17 protein-coding genes are annotated in these 17,569 nt (G+C 70.4%); 10 read left to right on the top strand and 7 right to left on the bottom strand.

The annotated features are described in order from the left end of the window. Positions 1–13 precede the first annotated feature (13 nt). From MWM08_RS05335 to MWM08_RS05345, 3 genes are read right to left on the bottom strand one after another with little or no spacing between them, the layout of a single operon-like run. Positions 14–988 (bottom strand): TRAP transporter substrate-binding protein, encoded by a 975-nt coding sequence (locus MWM08_RS05335; protein WP_244458434.1) that lies wholly within the window; start codon positions 986–988, stop codon positions 14–16. A gap of 13 nt (positions 989–1,001) precedes the next feature. Then, positions 1,002–2,279 carry a TRAP transporter large permease gene (locus MWM08_RS05340; RefSeq protein ID WP_244458435.1) on the bottom strand — a complete coding sequence of 426 codons (1,278 nt, stop codon included), beginning with the start codon at positions 2,277–2,279 and terminating at the stop codon, positions 1,002–1,004. Continuing rightward, entirely contained in the window at positions 2,279–2,857 is a 579-nt protein-coding gene (locus MWM08_RS05345) for a TRAP transporter small permease (protein WP_244458436.1), read from the bottom strand. Before MWM08_RS05345 ends, MWM08_RS05340 begins: the two co-directional genes overlap by 1 nt. Positions 2,858–3,067: 210 nt before the next feature. Here MWM08_RS05345 and thyX point away from each other — a divergent pair, with 210 nt between their 5' ends. The 3 genes from thyX to MWM08_RS05360 are packed head-to-tail and all read left to right on the top strand — an operon-like array spanning position 3,068 to position 4,837. Further along, entirely contained in the window at positions 3,068–4,009 is a 942-nt protein-coding gene (gene thyX, locus MWM08_RS05350) for an FAD-dependent thymidylate synthase (RefSeq protein WP_244458437.1), read from the top strand. Beyond that, positions 3,999–4,604: an HD domain-containing protein gene (locus tag MWM08_RS05355; RefSeq protein ID WP_244458438.1), complete on the top strand. Its 606-nt coding sequence runs from the start codon at positions 3,999–4,001 to the stop codon at positions 4,602–4,604. The genes thyX and MWM08_RS05355 overlap by 11 nt, the downstream gene beginning before the upstream one ends. Beyond that, positions 4,601–4,837 (top strand): hypothetical protein, encoded by a 237-nt coding sequence (locus MWM08_RS05360; protein ID WP_244458439.1) that lies wholly within the window; start codon positions 4,601–4,603, stop codon positions 4,835–4,837. The genes MWM08_RS05355 and MWM08_RS05360 overlap by 4 nt, the downstream gene beginning before the upstream one ends. A gap of 90 nt (positions 4,838–4,927) precedes the next feature. Here MWM08_RS05360 and MWM08_RS05365 read toward each other — a convergent pair whose 3' ends face one another. After that, on the bottom strand, positions 4,928–6,124 hold the full coding sequence (locus tag MWM08_RS05365) for a glycerate kinase family protein (RefSeq protein ID WP_244458440.1): 1,197 nt from the start codon (positions 6,122–6,124) through the stop codon (positions 4,928–4,930). Between the two features lie 133 nt (positions 6,125–6,257). On the opposite strand from MWM08_RS05365, the gene MWM08_RS05370 reads away from it, so the two are divergent. Continuing rightward, complete coding sequence (locus MWM08_RS05370; RefSeq protein ID WP_244458441.1) at positions 6,258–6,716, top strand: hypothetical protein; 459 nt, start codon at positions 6,258–6,260, stop codon at positions 6,714–6,716. A gap of 9 nt (positions 6,717–6,725) precedes the next feature. Here MWM08_RS05370 and ilvD read toward each other — a convergent pair whose 3' ends face one another. Next, on the bottom strand, positions 6,726–8,582 hold the full coding sequence (ilvD, locus tag MWM08_RS05375) for a dihydroxy-acid dehydratase (protein WP_244458442.1): 1,857 nt from the start codon (positions 8,580–8,582) through the stop codon (positions 6,726–6,728). A 66-nt stretch (positions 8,583–8,648) separates the two neighbouring features. Beyond that, complete coding sequence (locus MWM08_RS05380; RefSeq protein ID WP_244458443.1) at positions 8,649–9,755, bottom strand: Mrp/NBP35 family ATP-binding protein; 1,107 nt, start codon at positions 9,753–9,755, stop codon at positions 8,649–8,651. 325 nt (positions 9,756–10,080) lie between these two features. Here MWM08_RS05380 and hflK point away from each other — a divergent pair, with 325 nt between their 5' ends. From hflK to MWM08_RS05405, 5 genes are all read left to right on the top strand, one after another. Continuing rightward, complete coding sequence (hflK, locus tag MWM08_RS05385; protein ID WP_423816012.1) at positions 10,081–11,169, top strand: FtsH protease activity modulator HflK; 1,089 nt, start codon at positions 10,081–10,083, stop codon at positions 11,167–11,169. Then, on the top strand, positions 11,166–12,101 hold the full coding sequence (gene hflC, locus MWM08_RS05390; RefSeq protein WP_244458445.1) for a protease modulator HflC: 936 nt from the start codon (positions 11,166–11,168) through the stop codon (positions 12,099–12,101). Before hflK ends, hflC begins: the two co-directional genes overlap by 4 nt. A 23-nt stretch (positions 12,102–12,124) precedes the next feature. Next, positions 12,125–12,292: a DUF2065 domain-containing protein gene (locus MWM08_RS05395; RefSeq protein ID WP_279323235.1), complete on the top strand. Its 168-nt coding sequence runs from the start codon at positions 12,125–12,127 to the stop codon at positions 12,290–12,292. 106 nt (positions 12,293–12,398) lie between these two features. Beyond that, positions 12,399–13,922, top strand: a complete 1,524-nt coding sequence (locus tag MWM08_RS05400) for a DegQ family serine endoprotease (RefSeq protein WP_244458446.1) — start codon at positions 12,399–12,401, stop codon at positions 13,920–13,922. A 96-nt stretch (positions 13,923–14,018) separates the two neighbouring features. Beyond that, entirely contained in the window at positions 14,019–15,677 is a 1,659-nt protein-coding gene (locus MWM08_RS05405) for a DUF6311 domain-containing protein (RefSeq protein ID WP_244458447.1), read from the top strand. Here the strand turns inward: MWM08_RS05405 and serB are convergent. Continuing rightward, positions 15,647–16,540, bottom strand: a complete 894-nt coding sequence (serB, locus tag MWM08_RS05410; RefSeq protein ID WP_244458448.1) for a phosphoserine phosphatase SerB — start codon at positions 16,538–16,540, stop codon at positions 15,647–15,649. The two genes, MWM08_RS05405 and serB, sit on opposite strands and share 31 nt — an antisense overlap. A gap of 23 nt (positions 16,541–16,563) precedes the next feature. On the opposite strand from serB, the gene miaA reads away from it, so the two are divergent. Next, the gene (gene miaA, locus MWM08_RS05415) at positions 16,564–17,529 is read left to right on the top strand and encodes a tRNA (adenosine(37)-N6)-dimethylallyltransferase MiaA (RefSeq protein ID WP_244458449.1); all 966 of its coding nucleotides are present in this window, start codon (positions 16,564–16,566) and stop codon (positions 17,527–17,529) included. Positions 17,530–17,569: the final 40 nt, after the last annotated feature.

Consider the following 17,569-nt stretch of genomic DNA (forward strand, 5'->3'; position numbering starts at 1 on the left):
GGGGGTGCCTCCTTCAGGTCAGGGCCTGCACGGCAGCGAGGCGCCGGCGGTCCGCGTCGGTCGACAGGAAGCGCGCATAGAGCGGCTGTGCCGCCTGCTGGAAGGGCGCCTTGTCGGGCGTGCTGATCTTGGCACCGGCGCGCTCGGCCTGGGCGTGGAGCGTGGCTTCGCCCTCGACCACCAGGTTGCGCTCGAAGACAGCGGATTCCATTGCGGCCCGGTCCACCGCCGCGCGGAGGTCCGGCGCCAACGCCTGGTAGCGCCGTTCCGACATCACGACCGGCGCGGTCAGCGCCAGCCAGCCGACCAGGGTGAAGTTCGGCGCCACTTCATAGAATTTCTGGCCGACGAAGTTCGTGTAGGCGGCCTCGGCGCCATCCACCACGCCGGTCTGCAGCGCGCCGTACAATTCGCCATAGGCCAACGGCGTGGCGTTCGCCCCGAAGGCGTTGAAGGCGGCGACATGCACCGGGTTCTGCTGGGTGCGGATCTTCTTGCCGCGCAGCGCGGCCATGTCCGGCACCGCCGTGCGCGTCATCAGGTGACGAATGCCGGAGGAATACAGCGACAGGAAGCGGAAGTTCCGCGCGCGCGATGCGACGCCCAGTTCCTCCATCAGCGGTGCGGTGGTCGCGATCTTTTCGAGGTGCGCATAGTCCCGCACCAGGTAGGGCATGTCGAAAAGCTGAAATTCCTTGATGAAGTTCGCGAAGGCGGCGTGCGAGGGTACCGCCAGGTCGATGGTGCCGAGTGCCACGCCCTCGATCATCGGCAATTCGTTGCCGAGCTGACCGTTCGGGAAGATCTGGAGGCCCAGCCGGCCCGAGGTGAGTTCGCGCAGGCGGCGATCCATCACCTTCAGGCCCTCGTCCTGCACCTCGCCCACCGCATTGGTGTGGGCGGCGCGCAGCGTAACGGTCTGCGCATGGGCGGCGTTGGCGATGAACGGGGTCGCGAGCAGCGGCAGGTGGCGTCGGCGCAGCATCATGGGTGTGGTTCCTTCACAGCAGGGCGCGGGGGAGCCAGAGCACGACCTCCGGCACGTAGGTGCACAGCAGCAGCATCAGGATCAGCGGAATCAGCGGGATCCAGACCAGCCGCGCCGCCTGCATCACGTTGCGGCCTGCCACGGTGCAGGCGACGAACAGGCAGATGCCATAAGGCGGCGTGATGAGCCCGATCGACAGGTTCAGCGTGACCACGATGCCGAAATGCAGCGGGTCGATGCCGAGCGAGGTCGCGATCGGCATCAGCACCGGCATCAGGATGAGGATCGCGGAGATGCTCTCCATGAACATCCCCACCACCAGCAGCAGGACGTTCACCAGCAGCAGGAAGGCCCATGCCGATCCGACATGGCCCTGGAACCAGTCTGCCAGCATCGCCGGTACGTTCTGGATGGCGACCAGCCAGGAGAAGATCGACGCGGTGCCGATGATGATCATCACCGCGGCCGAGATGCCGGCGGTCTTGAGCATCATCGCCGGCAGGTCGCGCCAGCGCAGTTCGCGATACACGAAGCCGCCGATCAGAAGCCCGGCCAGCACCGCGAGCGCGGCCGCCTCGGTCGGCGTCACGACGCCGCCTATGATGCCGCCGGCGACGATCACCGGCATCGACAACGCCGGCAGCGCCTGGCGGAAGGCGGCGCCGAGGCGCGGCCAGCGGAAGGGCTCCGCATCCGCGTAGCGCGCCGGCTCGCGCCCGGTATAGAGCCAATGCCCGAGCAGCAGCCCCGCCGCGGCGATCAGTCCGGGGATGACGCCGCCCAGGAACATCGCGCCGACCGACAGGTCGGAGATCATCGCCAGCACCACCATGATGATCGAAGGCGGGATGATCGGCCCGAGCGCGCCGGCCGAGGCCACCGTGACGGTCGCATAGTCCAGGTCGTAGCCGCGCCGCTTCATCTCCGGCATCAGGATGGAGGAGATGGCTGCGGTATCCGCGCTGCCCGACCCCGATATGGCCGACAGCCCCGTGGCCGTGACGGTGGCGACCATCAACAGGCTGCCGCGAATCCAGCCGACCAGCGCGGTGGCGAGTTCCACGATGGCGCGCGCTATGCCGCCCTGTTCCATGATGATGCCGGCCAGCACGAAGAAGGGAATGGCCAGCAGCGGGAAGGAATCGAGCCCGTTGAACAGCCGCTGCGCCACCACGACCAGCGGCGTGGTGCCGTCGATCGCGAGGGTCAGCGCGCCGGCCACCCCCAGCACGAAGACCATCGGTGCGCCGGCCAGGAGCAGAAACAGGAAGGATCCGAAGGTGAGCGCCATCAGTCGAGCCTCACGCCGCCACCGGTCGCGACCGGCGCGCGCCCGATGATGACGCCCCCCATGGCGATCAGCGTCTCGAGCGCGAGGTAGGCCGCACTCGCCGGCAGCGCCGCATAGGGCACGGTCATCGGCACGCCGAGCCCGGCACTGGTCTGGATCTGCCCGATCTCCAGCAGCAGCCACCCGCCTTCCCACACCACCCACAGGAACCACAGGCACAAGCCGAGGATCGGCACCATGACCAGGCGGCCGAGCAGCGGCGGCAATGCCGCCACCAGCGTGTCGATCGACACATGCAGCCTTGTCCGCATGGCGTACCCGGCCCCCAGCAGCACCATCCAGATCTGCGCGTAGCTGGCGAATTCGGTGGCCCAGGCGATCGAGAAGTTGAACGCGTAGCGCCCGGCGATCTGCGCCAGCACCGAGCCGAACATCGCCGCCAGAAGCAGGATCAGGATGATCTCCACGCCGCGGCGCAGCAGCGCGAGCGGCAGGCCGAGCAGCCTCGGTAGCGGGCCGCTGGGTACCTGCTGGCCGGCGGCTGGGCCGGCCGGGCCCGCGGCGGATGTTTCACTCATGCAGTCACGCTGAGCCCGTGGAATGCAGGGCTCAAGCCCGTGATTGCCTGAATTCGCATGGGCCAGGCTGTCGGCGGCCTTGCGTCGCCCAGTTTGCGGGCGTTCTGCCCCTGCCTTGGGCGCGGCCCGGGCCTATGGAATGCGCCGCCCGCCCCGCCTATAGCCGGCGGGAACGGAGTCACGGCGGCCACGAGTCGCGACGGGGGATGCATGGCGCTGACCAGCGAACAGCAGCAGGACATCGCGGCCGCACGCGCCGCCGAGGGCCGCACGCGCCGCCCGAGCGTGCCCGCGCTCGAGGCCATGCTGTTCGAAGCCCTGCCCGTGCTCGACCACGGATTCGTGCGCGTGGTCGACTACATGGGCGACGATGCCGCCATCGTGCAGGCGGCCCGCGTCAGCTACGGCCGCGGCACCCGCGCGGCGAACGAGGATCGCGGGCTGATCCGCTACCTGATGCGGCACCGCCACTCCACGCCCTTCGAGATGTGCGAGATCAAGTACCACGTGAAGCTGCCGATCTTCGTGGCGCGTCAGTGGATCCGCCATCGCACCGCCAACGTGAACGAGTATTCCGCGCGCTATTCGATCCTCGACCGCGAATTCTACATCCCCGCTCCCGACCAGCTCGCCGCGCAGGCGGTGGTGAACCGCCAGGGCCGCGGCGACATCCTGGAAGGGGCCGAGGCCGCGCGCGTGCTCGACCTGCTGCGCGAGGACGCGACGCGCAACTACGACCACTACCTCGAGATGCTGAACGAGGACGACCAGGGCACGCCGCGCGACCCGTCCCGCCAGGGCCTGGCGCGCGAACTGGCGCGCATGAACCTCACGCTCAACGCCTATACGCAGTGGTACTGGAAGACCGACCTGCACAACCTGCTGCACTTTTTGTCGCTGCGCGCCGATGCGCACGCGCAGTACGAGATCCGCGTCTATGCCGAGGCGATGCTGGAGAGCGTGAAGGCCTGGTGCCCGATCGCCTATGAGGCGTTCCGCGACTACCGGCTGGGGGCCGTCACGCTCTCAGCGCAGATGATGGGCATCGTCAGGCGCATGATGGCCGGCGAGGCGGTGACGCAGGAAGCCTCCGGCATGTCGAAGCGCGAATGGCGCGAATTGATGCAGACGCTGGGCCGCGATGCAGGCTGAGCGCGCCGACGCGATCCTGGGCTTCCTCGCACTCGCCGACCGGCTGAAGTCGGTCGAACGCCGTGGGCGCGTGGTGCTGCCCGATGGCGCGACGCGGCGCGAGAACAGCGCGGAGCATTGCTGGTCCCTCGCGCTGATCGCCACGTTGCTGCACCAGGATGTGGCAGGGCCGCTCGACCTCGGCCGCGCGCTGATGATGGTGGCGATCCACGACCTGGTGGAGATCGAGGCCGGCGACACCTTCGCCTACGACGCCGCCGGTCGCGCCACCCAGGCCGCGCGCGAGGCCGCGGCCGCCGAGACGGTGTTTTCCCTGCTGCCGCCCGACCTCGGCGCCCGTCTGCGCGCGCTGTGGGAGGAATTCGAGGCCGGGGAGACACCCGAATCCCGTTTCGCCATGGCCTGCGACCGCATGCAGGGCTTCCTGCAGAACGTGCTGTCCGGCGGCATCGCCTGGCGCGAGCACGGCGTCACCCGCGCCGACACCGCACCACGCATGGACCCGGCGATCGCCGTGGACCCTGCCTTCGCCACGCTGATCGGCCGTCTGTACGAACGCGCGGAGGCCGGCGGGCTGCTCGGCCCGGCGCCGTGAGTGGCCGTGCGGGCGCGAAGGCGCGCCCCGCCAAGGCCGGCCGCGCGCGCAAGGGCGGCCGCTGGGCATCGATGGGCCCGGCGGCGCGGCGCTGGGTCTTCATCGGCGGCTTCACCCTCGCGCTGTTGGTCGGGCTGCCGCTGGCGCATGCGATGGTGGGGGATATCGGCGCCATACTGCTCGGCACCTTCGCCTTCGGCTTCGTTGTCGGGCGGATGACGCTGAAGCGTTAGACCAGATCCGGATCAGATGGACTCATCTGATCGGGTGAAGATGCTCGCGGAAGCAGAAGGCCAGCGCCGTTGCTGCGAGCCAATGCCGCTCTAGGCGGCGCAGCGCGACTGGCTGTCCCTGCACCGGCCCGCCATCGACATCCCGACCATCACCGTGCGCATCGCCTGTTCCGCCGTCCGGGCGATGTCGGCGGGCGCGCGCGCGATCGCCTCGTCGAGCGGCACCGCTTGGCCGAGCGTTGATGCCACGGCATCGATCCCGGCCGCATGCACCGCCTCGTAGCCTGCGCCGACCGACCCGGCGAGCGCGATCACGGGCACGCCATGTGCGCGCGCCCGCACCGCCACGATTCCCGGCACCTTGCCCTGCACGGTCTGCTCATCGATGCCGCCCTCCGCCGTGACCACCAGGTTGGCCGCGGCGATCTCGCGATCGAGGGCGAGGCCGTCCAGCACCACCTCCTGCCAGGGACGCAGCCGCGCGCCGAGCAGCGCATGCAGACCGGCTCCGAGCCCACCAGACGCACCGGCGCCCGGCAGCGCCGGCAGTCCCCGCACCCCGAGGTCGCGCGCCGCCACCGCCGCGAACGTCGCGAGCCCAGCTTCGAGACGGCGCACCGCTTCGGGGCTCGCACCCTTCTGCGGGCCGAAGCGCCGCGCCACGCCATCCGATCCGGTCAGCATCACCCGCGTGTTGCACGCGACCATCACGGGCAACCCATCGAGCCGCCGGTCGCGCCCCGTCGCGTCGATCCGTTCCAGCCACGCGAGCGCCGCGCCACCGGGCTGGAGTTCGTCCCCTGCGGCATCCAGCATGCGATAGCCCAGGGCCTGCGCCATCCCTGCACCGGCGTCGTTGGTCCCGCTGTCGCCGCAGCCGATCAACAGTCGGCGCGCGCCGCGATCGAGCGCCGCACGGATCAGCTCACCCACCCCGCGCGTGCTGGTGGCGAGCGGATCGCGCATGTCGCGCGGCACCAGGCGCAGGCCCGCGGCCGAGGCCATCTCGATGATCGCCGTCCCGGCCAGCGCGCCGCCCGCCCAGCCGATATGCGCCGTGACGGGCCGTCCTACGGGCCCGGTGACGGTGACCGGTTCGACATGCCCGCCGGCGCCGGTCGCGATGGCACGGGCGAAGCCTTCGCCGCCGTCGGTAACAGGCCGCCGGGTGATCCGCGCGGCGGGACATGCGCGGCCGAGGCCGGTCGCGATCGCCTCGGCCACGGCATCGGCCTGCAGGCATTCCTTGAAGCCGGACGGCGCGACGAGGATCTTGAGCGGGGTCATGCGGTCATCCTTGCCAGGGTGCAGGGATGCAACGCGGCGGGCGGCGGAATTCTTCCCGCGATCACGATGACGGTGCGTAACCCCCCGCGGGGGCTGCGGCGAAGACTGGGACACGAGACGCAGGACCACCGCCATGACCCGCACCGACCGCATCCTCCGCCTGCTCGCCTGGCCGGCGGCGATCTGGATCGTCTACGAATTCACCTGGTACCAGCAGTACAAGCTGACCGGGCATCCTGGGTCGGTCGACTTCATCTTCCAACCGTTGGCCGACTGGTTCGGGATTTCCGCCTACGAGAAGCCGTTCCGCCTCGGCGTGGCGAGCATGGAGATCCTAGCCTCGATCCTGGTGCTGCTGCCTCGGACGCGCGCCTGGGGTGGGTTGCTGACCATCGGCATCATGTCGGGCGCGATCTTCTTCCACACCATCGGCCCGATCGGCATCGACCCCTACGGCGATGGCGGGAAGCTGTTCAAGGAAGCGATCTTCACCTGGCTGATGGGCGCCTTCGTCGCCTTCGCCCATCGCCAGGAGATCCTGGCGATGGCGGCGCGGTTCGGGCTCAGGCTGCCCGGCGCGCGGGCCGCCTGACGGCGGGGGTCAGCGGCGGCGAATGCCCGAGACGTCGCGCACCGCACCGCGCGACGCGCTGGTGGTGAGCGCCGCATAGGCCTTCAGCGCCGTGGTCACGTTGCGCTTGCGCGGCGCGGCCGGCTGCCAGGCATCGGCGCCCTTGGCTTCCATCGCGGCGCGGCGCTGCGCCAGGACCTCGTCCGAAACCGCCAGGTGCAGGCGACGGTTGGGGATGTCGATCTCGATGATGTCGCCATCCTCGACCAGGCCGATCAGCCCGCCCTCGGCGGCTTCCGGCGAGCAATGCCCGATCGACAGCCCCGACGAGCCGCCCGAGAAACGCCCATCGGTCACCAGCGCGCAGGCCTTCCCGAGGCCCTTCGACTTCAGATAGCTGGTCGGGTACAGCATTTCCTGCATGCCCGGCCCACCGCGCGGGCCTTCGTACCGCACCAGCACCACGTCGCCAGGCTTAACCGAACCGCCCAGGATGGCGTCCACAGACGCATCCTGGCTTTCGAAGACGCGCGCCGGCCCGGTGAAGGTCAGGATCGAGGCATCGACGCCCGCCGTCTTCACGATGCAGCCTTCTTCGGCGATGTTCCCGAAGAGCACCGCGAGGCCGCCATCCTTCGAGAAGGCATGCTCCATGTCGCGGATCACGCCGCCGGCGCGGTCGGTGTCGAGCTCCTCCCAGCGCGCCGCCTGGCTGAAGGCGACGGTGGTCGGGATGCCGCCGGGGGCGGCGCGGAAGAAGGTCTGCACCGCCTCGGACGGGCTGCGCTTCACGTCCCACTCGGCCAGCGCTTCCGCCAGCGTCGGCGCATCGATGCGCGAGACGGAGGTGTCGATCAGCCCGGCGCGATCCAGCTCGCCCAGGATGCCCATGATGCCGCCGGCGCGGTGCACGTCCTCGACATGCACGTTGATGACCGAGGGCGCGACCTTGCACAGCACCGGCACGCGGCGCGACAGGCGGTCGATGTCGGCCATGGAGAAGGGCACCTCGCCTTCCTGCGCGGCGGCCAGCAGGTGCAGCACGGTGTTGGTCGACCCACCCATGGCGATGTCGAGCGTCATGGCGTTCTCGAAGGCCGTAAAAGTCGCGATGGAGCGCGGCAGCACGGAGAAATCGTCCGTCTCATAGTGGCGGCGCGTGATCTCGACGATGCGGCGGCCGGCTTCGAGGAACAGGCGCTCGCGGTCGGCATGGGTCGCGACGACGGTGCCGTTGCCGGGCAGCGCCAGGCCCAGGGCCTCGGTCAAGCAGTTCATGGAATTGGCGGTGAACATGCCCGAGCACGACCCGCAGGTGGGGCAGGCGGAGCGTTCGATCACCGCCACTTCTTCATCGGTCACGGACGCATCCGCAGCCACGATCATGGCATCGATCAGGTCCACGCTGCGCTTCACGCCGCGATGCACGACCTTGCCCGCTTCCATCGGCCCGCCCGAGACGAAGACGGTCGGGATGTTGAGCCGCATCGCCGCCATCAGCATGCCCGGCGTGATCTTGTCGCAGTTCGAGATGCAGACCAGCGCATCGGCGCAATGCGCGTTGACCATGTATTCCACCGCATCGGCGATAAGTTCGCGCGAGGGCAGGGAATACAGCATCCCGTCATGGCCCATGGCGATGCCGTCATCCACCGCGATGGTGTTGAATTCCTTGGCCACGCCGCCGGCCTTCTCGATCTCCCGCGCGACCAGCTGGCCAAGGTCCTTCAGGTGGACATGGCCGGGGACGAACTGGGTGAAGGAATTGGCGATGGCGATGATCGGCTTGCCGAAATCCCCGTCCTTCATGCCGGTGGCGCGCCACAGCCCGCGCGCGCCGGCCATGTTGCGGCCATGGGTGGTGGTGCGGGAGCGATATTGCGGCATCGGGTCGTTTCCTGGTCGCGGGGCGGGTCGGTTTAGCGCGGTTGTCGGCGGACGCGAAAGCGGGAGTCAGTCGACCACGATGGCCGGTGCGGCCTGCGTCGCGGCACGCGCCTTCTCCCAGACGCGGGCCGCGATGCGTCGGTATTCTGCGGCTTCAGGGCTGTCCGGGCGGGCGGTGACGATCGGCGTGCCGGCATCCGCCAGTTCGCGGATCTCGAGCTTCAGGGGCAGTTCGCCGAGGAACTCCACACCCAGGCGTTCAGCCTCGCGCCTGGCGCCACCGTGGCCGAACATGTCCGTGCGGTGGTTGCAGTTCGGGCAGCAGAAGTAGGACATGTTCTCGATCACGCCGAGCACGGGCACGTTCACCTTCTCGAACATCCGCACGCCGCGGCGGGCATCCAGCAGCGCCACGTCCTGCGGCGTGCTCACGATCACCGCACCCGCCAGCGGCACGCGCTGGGACATGGTCAGCTGCGCATCGCCGGTGCCCGGCGGCATGTCCACCACCATGATGTCGAGCGCGCCCCACTCCACCTGGCCCATCATCTGCTCGAGCGCGCCCATCACCATGGGACCGCGCCAGATCATCGGCGTCTCCTCATCGACCAGGAAGCCGATCGACATGGCCTTGAGGCCCCAGCGCGACAGTGGCGTGATGATGTTCCCGCTGGCACGCGGCTTCTCCCGCGTGCCGAGCATCTGCGGCAGGGAGGGGCCGTAGATGTCGGCGTCCAGCAGCCCGACGCGTAGCCCCTGCATGGCCAGCGCCACCGCGAGGTTCACCGCGGTGGTGGACTTGCCCACGCCGCCCTTGCCGGAAGCGACGGCGACGATGGCGCCGACTTCCGGCAGCAGCATCGGGCCTTGGCCGGAGGGCGCGCGCGCCGCCTGGCGCGGCGTGGCCGGCTGCGGTGCCGCGGTGCGGTGCGCGGTCAGCACGGCGGTCGCGTTCAGCACGCCGGGCACCGCGGCGGCCGCGGCCTGGGCTGCGGCGCGCAGCGGTTCCATCTGCGCAGCGCGTTCGCGCGGCACCTCCAAGCTGAATTGCACCAGCCCGTCGCGCGCCACCAGGCCCTGCACCATGCCGGCCGAGACCACGTCCTTGCCCGTCGCCGGGTCCTTCACCGCACGCAGCGCGGCGGAAACCGCTGCCGCCAGAGAGTCACCCATCGCTTGAAAAGCCCTCGTTCCTGGACAATATCCGACCGGCCGGCGAGGGTGCCCCAGAACAAGGCGACTTCCCCGGTGCCCGGCCAGCGTCCATATGGTCGGGCGCCGCCCTTCCTGCATCCTTCAATGGCAGGCGACGGGCAAGACGTCACCACTGGTTCACGTGTTGGAGGCCGATCGTCGCATGCCCTGGAATAACAGTGGCGGACAGAGTCCCTGGGGGAACCCGCGGCCGGGTGGGCCGTGGGGATCGCCCCCGCCGCCCGGTGGCGGTGGCGGACCGACCGGTCCCGGCGGTAGCGGCAGGGGCCCCGACCTCGATGACATGATCCGCCAGGCGCAGGACGCGGTGCGCCGCTACCTGCCGCGCGGCGGCGGGAAGGGCGCGGCGCTGCTCGGCCTGGTGCTGGTGCTGGTGTGGGCCGCGTCCGGGTTCTTCCGGGTGCAGCCGGACGAACAGGGCGTCGTGATGCGCTTCGGCGCCTTCGACCGCGCGGTGCCGCCGGGCCTGAATTACCACATCCCGTGGCCGATCGAATCCGCAACGACGCCGCGCGTGACGCGCATCAACCGCGTCGATATCGGCTTCGTGGGCGCCGCCGATGCGCCAATCGTGACCGGCCGTGTGCCGCCGGCGCGCGACGTGCTGGCCGAGTCCCTGATGCTGACCGGCGACGAAAACATCATCGACATCGACGTCGCGGTGTTCTGGCGCATCCGCGATGCCGAGGAATTCCTGTTCAACACCCGCAATCCGGAAAGCACCGTGAAGTCGGCCGCCGAATCAGTGATGCGCGAGGTGATCGGCCGCACCCCGATCCAGCCCGCCCTGACCGAGGCGCGCGCGCAGATCGAACAGGATGTGCGCCGCGGCACCCAGGCCATCATGGACCAGTACCGCGCCGGCATCGAGATCGTGCAGGTGCAGCTGCAGAAGGTCGACCCGCCGTCCCAGGTGATCGACGCCTTCCGTGACGTGCAGCGCGCCAATGCCGACCGCGAGCGTGCCCGCAACGAGGCGGAATCCTTCCGGAACGACATCATCCCCCGCGCCCGCGGCGAAGCCGAGCGCGTGGTCCAGGAAGCCCAGGGCTTCCGCGAAAGCCAGATCGCTCGCGCCCGCGGTGAGGCGGCGCGGTTCAATTCGGTGCTCGCCGCCTACCAGGCCGCGGGCGACGTGACTGTCCGGCGCATGTACCTCGAAACCATGGAGGAGATCCTGCGGCGCAACCCGACCATCCTGGTGGATGACCGCCTGCAGGGGATCGTACCCTTCCTGCCGCTCGGCGATGGCGCTGCGATTCCGAGGCCTGCGCAGGGCGGCGGGTTGCCGAACACGCGGCCGCAGCCGCTGCCCGCGGTGCCTCAGGGCCCGGGCGTCGTGCAAAGCCGCTCGCAGGGAGTGCCGCGATGAACCGCACCATTGCCGCGATCGCGGCGCTCGCCGTCATCGTCGTGACGGCGGCCTCCACGCTGTTCACCGTGCAGCAGACGCAGCAGGTGCTCATCACGCAGTTCGGCCAGCCGATCCGCGTCATCAACGAGCCCGGGCTGCACTACAAGCTGCCGTTCATCCAGTCGGTCATCACCTTCGACCGCCGGCTGCTCGACTTCGACGCGCCCGGCGAGGAAGTGATCCTGGGCGACCAGCGCCGCCTGATCGTGGACAGCTTCACCCGCTATCGCATCACCGACCCGCTGGAATTCTACCGGACGGTCGGTGCGACCGAGGGCGGCATTCGCGGCCGGCTGAATTCGATCGTCTCGTCGTCGCTGCGTCGTGTGCTCGGCAACGAGCCGCTGCTGTCGGTGCTGTCCACCGACCGCACGCGGATCATGGGCGAAATCCGCAACCAGGTGAACACCGAAGCGCGTCAGTTCGGCATCGAGGTCGTGGACGTGCGCATCCGCCGCGCCGACCTGCCGGAGGAGAACACCCAGGCGATCCTGTCGCGCATGCAGTCGGAGCGTGAGCGCGTGGCCCGCGAAGCCCGCGCCGAGGGTGCCGAAATCGGCCAACGCGTGCGCGCCGGCGCCGAGCGCGAACGCACCGTGCTGATCGCGGAGGCGCAGGCCCAGTCCGACATCCTGCGTGGTCAGGGCGAGCAGGAAGCCATCCGCATCGTCGCGGAAGCCTTCAGCAAGGACCTCGACTTCTTCCAGTTCTGGCGCTCGATGCAGGCGTATCGGGAGGCCTTCTCCGAGGGCAATACGCGCATGGTCATGACGCCGGAATCGGAATTTTTCCGCTTCTTCCGCGACAGCGGCGGCCGCCTGCAGCCGCTGCCCGGCACGCCCGTGACGCCCCCGACGCCGACGACGGCACCCGCTGCGACGCCGCAGTGACCTTCACGGGCCTCCTCCAGGGCGTGGCCGTCGTGCTCGCCCTGGAGGGCATTGCCTACGCGCTGGCGCCGGAGGCGATGCGCCGCGGCCTGGTCGTCCTGATCCAGGCCTCGGAGCAACGGCTTCGGATCGGTGGTCTGGTTGCGGCGTTGGTCGGCGTGTCGGTCGCCTGGCTGTTGAACGGGCTGTGACCCGGTTCGGGGTGCGCCGCCGGCCGATAAGTTGCATGATGCCCGCTTACGCCCGCCGCTGCGGGTGCCACATGTCCCGAAGTCCCGTTTCTTGAGGTGCTCCGCCGTGCGCTTCGCCGTCCTTGCCTTCGCCGCCGTCCTGGCGGTCGCTCCTCTCGCAACCGATGCCGTCGCGCAACGCGCGCCCGAGAGCTTCGCGCCGCTCGCGCGCCAGCTTCTCCCGGCCGTGGTCAACATCTCGACCACCCAGGCGGTCCAGGCGCGCCCCGGCCGCCCGGATGCCCCGGACGTGCCGCAGGCGCCGCCGGGCAGCCCCTTCGAGGAATTCTTCCGCGACTTCTTCAACCGCAACCGTCCGCCCGGCCAGGAAGGCGCGCCGACGCCGCCGGGCCCAGGCACCGGACCGCAGCAGCGCCCGCAACGCCGCGGCCAGTCGCTCGGCTCCGGCTTCATCATCGATGCGCAGCAGGGCATCGTGGTGACCAACAACCACGTCATCGACGGGGCGGACGAGATCAACGTCATCCTGTCCGACAACACCTCGATCCGCGCCGAGCTGCTGGGCACCGACCCGCGCACCGACATCGCGGTGCTGCGCATCCGCACCGATAAGCCGCTGACCGCCGTGCCCTGGGGCAATTCGGACGAGGCGCTGGTCGGCGACTGGGTGATCGCGATCGGCAATCCCTTCGGCCTCGGCGGGTCCGTCACGGCGGGCATCGTCTCGGCGCGCGGGCGTGACATCCGTCAGGGCCTGTACGACGACTTCATCCAGACCGACGCCGCGATCAACCGCGGCAATTCCGGCGGTCCGCTGTTCAACATGGCCGGCCAGGTGATCGGCATCAACACGGCCATCTATTCGCCCTCAGGCGGGTCGATCGGCATTGGCTTCTCGATCCCGTCGAACCTGGCCCAACGCATCGTGGCGCAGCTGCGCGACGGCGGGCGCGTGCGCCGCGGCTGGCTCGGCGTGAACATCCAGCAGGTCACGGACGAGATCGCCGAGGCGCTGCGCCTGCCCAACGGCGCGCGCGGCGCCCTGGTGGCGCGTGCGCAGGAAGGCGGGCCGGCGGCCGAGGGCGGTATCAGGTCCGGCGATGTGATCTTGCGCTTCAACGGCGCCGAGGTTCGCGAGATGCGCAACCTGCCGCGCATCGTGGCGGACAACGTGGTGGGCACGCAGGTTCCCGTCGTGGTGTGGCGCGATGGCAAGGAGGAGACGGTGACCATCACGCTCGGCGAATTGCCCGCCGAGCAGGCGCAGGCCGCCGGTGCGGCGCCCGCCGCGCCCGCGCCGGCGCAGCCGGTGGAACTCGCCGGCCTTGGCCTGCGCGTCGCGCCCATCACGGATGAACTGCGCCAGCGCTTCAACCTGCGCGCCGAGCAGCGCGGCGTCGTGATCGTCGAGGTCGCGCCGAACAGCCCCGCGGCGGAGCGCGAACTGCGCCCCGGCGACGTGATCGTCGAGGTCCAGCAGGAGCGTGTCGCGACTCCCGCCGAGGTGCAGGAGCGCATCGCGCGGCTGCGCCAGCAGAACCGCGCCGTCGCGCTGTTCGCGGTGGAGGGTGCCGGTGGCCAGCGCTTCGTGCCGCTGCGCCTGCGCGGCGAGCGCGGCGCGCCTGGCTGAGCGGCCTTCCGGCTCGGCCCCGGCGCGGACCGCGCCTGCTTGGCTTGAAGCGTCGGGCCAGGGCGGGGAAGCGCGCGGCTTCGGCCTGCCGATCTGATGCCGCGGGTCGCATCCGTCATCGGCGGCTTCGCGGCAGCGGCCCTTGGGGTGCTGGTCATCCACAGCGCCTTCGGCGGCTTCATCCTGCCGCCATCGGATACGGGCTGGATGCTGTCGGGCCGCATCGGGCCCGACCCGGTGCAGTACTGGCTCGGCTGGACCGCCTTCGCGCGCGACGAATGGCGGGTCCCGCCAGGCGCCAATCCCGGCTGGGGCATGGAGCTGGCGTCGTCGGTCTTCTACGCGGATGCGATCCCGCTGGTCGCCTTTGCCTTCAAGGCGCTGCGGCCGCTGGTCGAGGTCTCGCAGTATTGGGGCCTGTGGATCTACGCCTGCGGCGCTCTGCAGGCGGTCATGGCATGGCTGCTCATGGGGCGCGCCACCGCGGACCCGCTCGCGCGGCTGGCGGTTGCGGGCCTGTTCGTGATGCAGCCGCTGCTGCTGGGCCGGCTCGGTGGGCATTTCGCACTGGGCGGGCAGTTCCTGTTGTTGGTTGGGCTTTGGTTGTGCGTGGTGCCGGGGCAGGGGGTGCGCCGCGCCATTGCCTGGGCGTTGCTGATGGCCGCGGCGGCGATGGTGCAGGCCTATATCCTGCCCATGGTGGGCGCGCTCTGGGCGGCGGATTGGCTTGCGCGCGCGGCGGATCGAGACCGGCGGCGCGCTGCTTTGGCCGGCGCCGAGGCGCTGAGCGTGCCGGCCGCCGGGATCGCGGGCCTTTGGGCGGGCGGGTTCTTCCTGCTCGGGGGCGGCTTCGGGGGGACCTGGGGCGGGTACGGGAAGATGCAACTCGACCTGCTTGCCCCGTTCGACCGCGGCTACTGGGGTGCGCTGCTGCCGGACATCGAGACCGCGGGGCACCTCGAGGCCGGCAATTCCTATCCGGGGCTCGGCGCGCTCGCGGTTATCGGATTGGGCGCGCTGGCCTGGGCGACCGGGCCGCGCGGCGCGCTGCGGCGGCACTGGGCGCTGCTGCTGGTTCTGGCGGGGCTGCTGATGCTCGCCGTGACGCATCGCGTGGCGATCGGCGGGCGGGAATTCGAGGTGCTGCCGCTGCCGGACTGGATCGTCTCCCGTGCCGATGCGTTGCGTGCCTCGGAGCGCTTCTTCTGGCCGGTGCTCTACGCCGCGCTGTTCGGTGCCGCGGTGGCGTTGGTGCGCAGGCTCGGCCGACGCGCGGGTTTCGTGCTGCTCGCCGGGTTGATGCTGCAGGCGGTCGACCTGCGCCCGGGATTCGCGCGGCTGCACCATTACTTCGTGGTTCAGCCGCCCACCGTGTCGCTGCGCCTGTCCGATCCGTTCTGGCTGGAGGCGGCCCGGCGCTACGACTTCGTGCGGGTTGTGCCCACCGGCATGCAGGCGCCGAACTGGGAGGAGGTCGCGGTCTATGCCGCAACGCTCGAGTTGCAGACCGATGCCGTGTACCTTGCACGGCTCGATCCGCGCGCGGTGGAGGCAGTGAATGCGCGCGTGGCGGGCCTGCTGGAACGCGGCGCGCACGAAGCGCGCACCTTCTACGTCCTGGGCGACGATGCCGCGCTGGCACGCGCCCGTGCGGGGATGGATCCGGCGCGCGACCTGCTGGAGCGCTTCAACGACCGGTGGGTGCTGGCCCCCGGCTGGCGGCTTCAGCCCGCGGCGAATTCACCCACGCGGTAGCCCTGCGCGAACAGCAGCGCGCGCAGGTCGCCGTGATCGACGCGCGCGCGCGACGCGGCCGCGACCACCGGCTTTGCCCTGAACGCCACGCCCAGACCCGCCGCCTGGATCATGTCGAGGTCATTGGCGCCATCACCTACCGCCAACGTGGCGTCGAGCCCGATGCCTTCCTCCGCCGCCAGGCGCTTCAATGTCACGAGTTTCGCGTTGCGCCCGAGGATCGGGTCGGCGACATGGCCGGTGAGGCGGCCCTCCGCCTCCAGCAGGGTGTTGGAGTGATGTTCGTGGAAACCCACCAGCGCCGCGACGCGGCCGGTGAAGAAGGTGAAGCCGCCGGAGACCAGCGCGCAGCGCGCGCCGTTCGCCCGCATGGTCGCAACCAGTTCGCGCGCCCCGGGCATCAATTCGGTTTCTTCCCAGGTGCGCTGCATGGCCTCGACCGGCAGGCCGGCCAGCATGCCGACGCGTTCGCGAAGGGCGCCTTCGAAATCCAGTTCGCCATTCATCGCCCGCTTCGTGATGGCGGCGATGCGGTCCTTGATGCCGGCCTGACCGGCGAGTTCGTCCAGCGTCTCGGTGGTGACGATGGTGCTGTCCATGTCGGCGATCAGCAGGCGCTTGCGCCGGCCTGCCGAGGCCTGGGCGATGATGTCGACCGCTGCACCCGCCAGTGCCACGCGCGCGGCGGCATCCGCCTGCTCGGCCGCGAGGCCGCTGAAGGGCAGGTCGGCCGCTTCGTCCGGCGCCAGCCAGTCCGGCGTGCCGGTGGCGGCGCCGAGCGCGGCCAGCGCATCCCGTGCGGCGTGCAGCGTCGCGGTGGAGATGCCGCCCGGCGGCGCGATCAGGGTGAGAACATGGTCCATGCGGGCCGCGGTATGCCCGCACCATGACCGTCGATCAACCGCCCGCCCTGCTGGTCGCGGGCCCCACCGCCAGCGGCAAGTCGGCGCTGGCGCTGGCGCTGGCGGAACGTCTCGGCGGCACGGTGATCAATACCGACAGCATGCAGGTGTATCGCGAACTGCGCGTGCTGACCGCGCGCCCGACACCGGAGGAAGAAGCGCGCGTGCCGCACGGCCTCTACGGCGTGCGGCCGGCGGCGGAGGCTGCAAGCGTCGCCTGGTGGCGCAGCGCCGCGCTGGCCGAGATGGCGCGGGCGCGCGCCGCGGGCCGCCTGCCCATCCTGTGCGGTGGGACCGGGATGTATTTCGCCGCCCTGGTGCAGGGGCTGACTGACATCCCACCGGTGCCGGCACGGGCGCGGCAGGAGGCGCGGCGGTTGCTTGCCGCACATGGCCCGGCGGCCCTGCATGCGCGGCTTGCCGAGGTCGATCCCGACACCGCCGCTCGCCTGCGCCCTTCGGACAGCCAGCGCGTCGCCCGCGCCTATGAGGTCTGGCACGGCACCGGGCGTGGCCTCGTGGCCTGGCAGGCGGGGGGCGGGACCGGGCCGGCGCCTTGGCGCTTCGCGACCATCCTGATCGATCCGCCGCGCGAGGCTCTGCGCGCGGCGATCGCGACGCGCTGGGCGGCCATGCTTGCGGCAGGCGCCATCGAGGAGGTCCGCGCGCTGGCGGAGCAGGGCCTGGATCCGGCCCTGCCGGCGATGCGCGCGCATGGCGTGCCGGAACTGGCGGCGATGCTGGCGGGGCGGATGACGCCCGAGGACGCCTCGCGTCGGGCCATCCTGAACACCGGGCAATACACCAAGCGGCAGGCGACCTGGTTCCGGCACCATCCGCTGGCCGATACGCCGCGCGTGCATACGATCCATGCGCGGATTGCGGGCATCGCGCAATTATCGGAAAGCGATAGGGCGGGAATCTTGTCTTTTGTTGATCGGATGCATTGACGCCCTTCGGCGGCGGGTCTAAGGAACCGCCACGCCCGCG

The sequence above is a fragment of the Roseomonas fluvialis genome, assembly GCF_022846615.1.
GTDB lineage: Bacteria > Pseudomonadota > Alphaproteobacteria > Acetobacterales > Acetobacteraceae > Neoroseomonas > Neoroseomonas fluvialis.

Excerpts from the sequence above, each read along its gene's own strand:
- MWM08_RS05370 (WP_244458441.1), top strand. The coding sequence starts at position 6,258 with ATGACCCGCACCGACCGCATCCTCCGCCTGCTCGCCTGGCCGGCGGCG.
- miaA (WP_244458449.1), top strand. The coding sequence starts at position 16,564 with ATGACCGTCGATCAACCGCCCGCCCTGCTGGTCGCGGGCCCCACCGCC.
- MWM08_RS05345 (WP_244458436.1), bottom strand. The coding sequence starts at position 2,857 with ATGAGTGAAACATCCGCCGCGGGCCCGGCCGGCCCAGCCGCCGGCCAG.
- MWM08_RS05405 (WP_244458447.1), top strand. The coding sequence starts at position 14,019 with ATGCCGCGGGTCGCATCCGTCATCGGCGGCTTCGCGGCAGCGGCCCTT.
- hflK (WP_423816012.1), top strand. The coding sequence starts at position 10,081 with ATGATCCGCCAGGCGCAGGACGCGGTGCGCCGCTACCTGCCGCGCGGC.
- MWM08_RS05365 (WP_244458440.1), bottom strand. The coding sequence starts at position 6,124 with ATGACCCCGCTCAAGATCCTCGTCGCGCCGTCCGGCTTCAAGGAATGC.
- MWM08_RS05355 (WP_244458438.1), top strand. The coding sequence starts at position 3,999 with ATGCAGGCTGAGCGCGCCGACGCGATCCTGGGCTTCCTCGCACTCGCC.
- thyX (WP_244458437.1), top strand. The coding sequence starts at position 3,068 with ATGGCGCTGACCAGCGAACAGCAGCAGGACATCGCGGCCGCACGCGCC.
- hflC (WP_244458445.1), top strand. The coding sequence starts at position 11,166 with ATGAACCGCACCATTGCCGCGATCGCGGCGCTCGCCGTCATCGTCGTG.
- ilvD (WP_244458442.1), bottom strand. The coding sequence starts at position 8,582 with ATGCCGCAATATCGCTCCCGCACCACCACCCATGGCCGCAACATGGCC.
- MWM08_RS05335 (WP_244458434.1), bottom strand. The coding sequence starts at position 988 with ATGATGCTGCGCCGACGCCACCTGCCGCTGCTCGCGACCCCGTTCATC.
- MWM08_RS05340 (WP_244458435.1), bottom strand. The coding sequence starts at position 2,279 with ATGGCGCTCACCTTCGGATCCTTCCTGTTTCTGCTCCTGGCCGGCGCA.
- MWM08_RS05380 (WP_244458443.1), bottom strand. The coding sequence starts at position 9,755 with ATGGGTGACTCTCTGGCGGCAGCGGTTTCCGCCGCGCTGCGTGCGGTG.
- serB (WP_244458448.1), bottom strand. The coding sequence starts at position 16,540 with ATGGACCATGTTCTCACCCTGATCGCGCCGCCGGGCGGCATCTCCACC.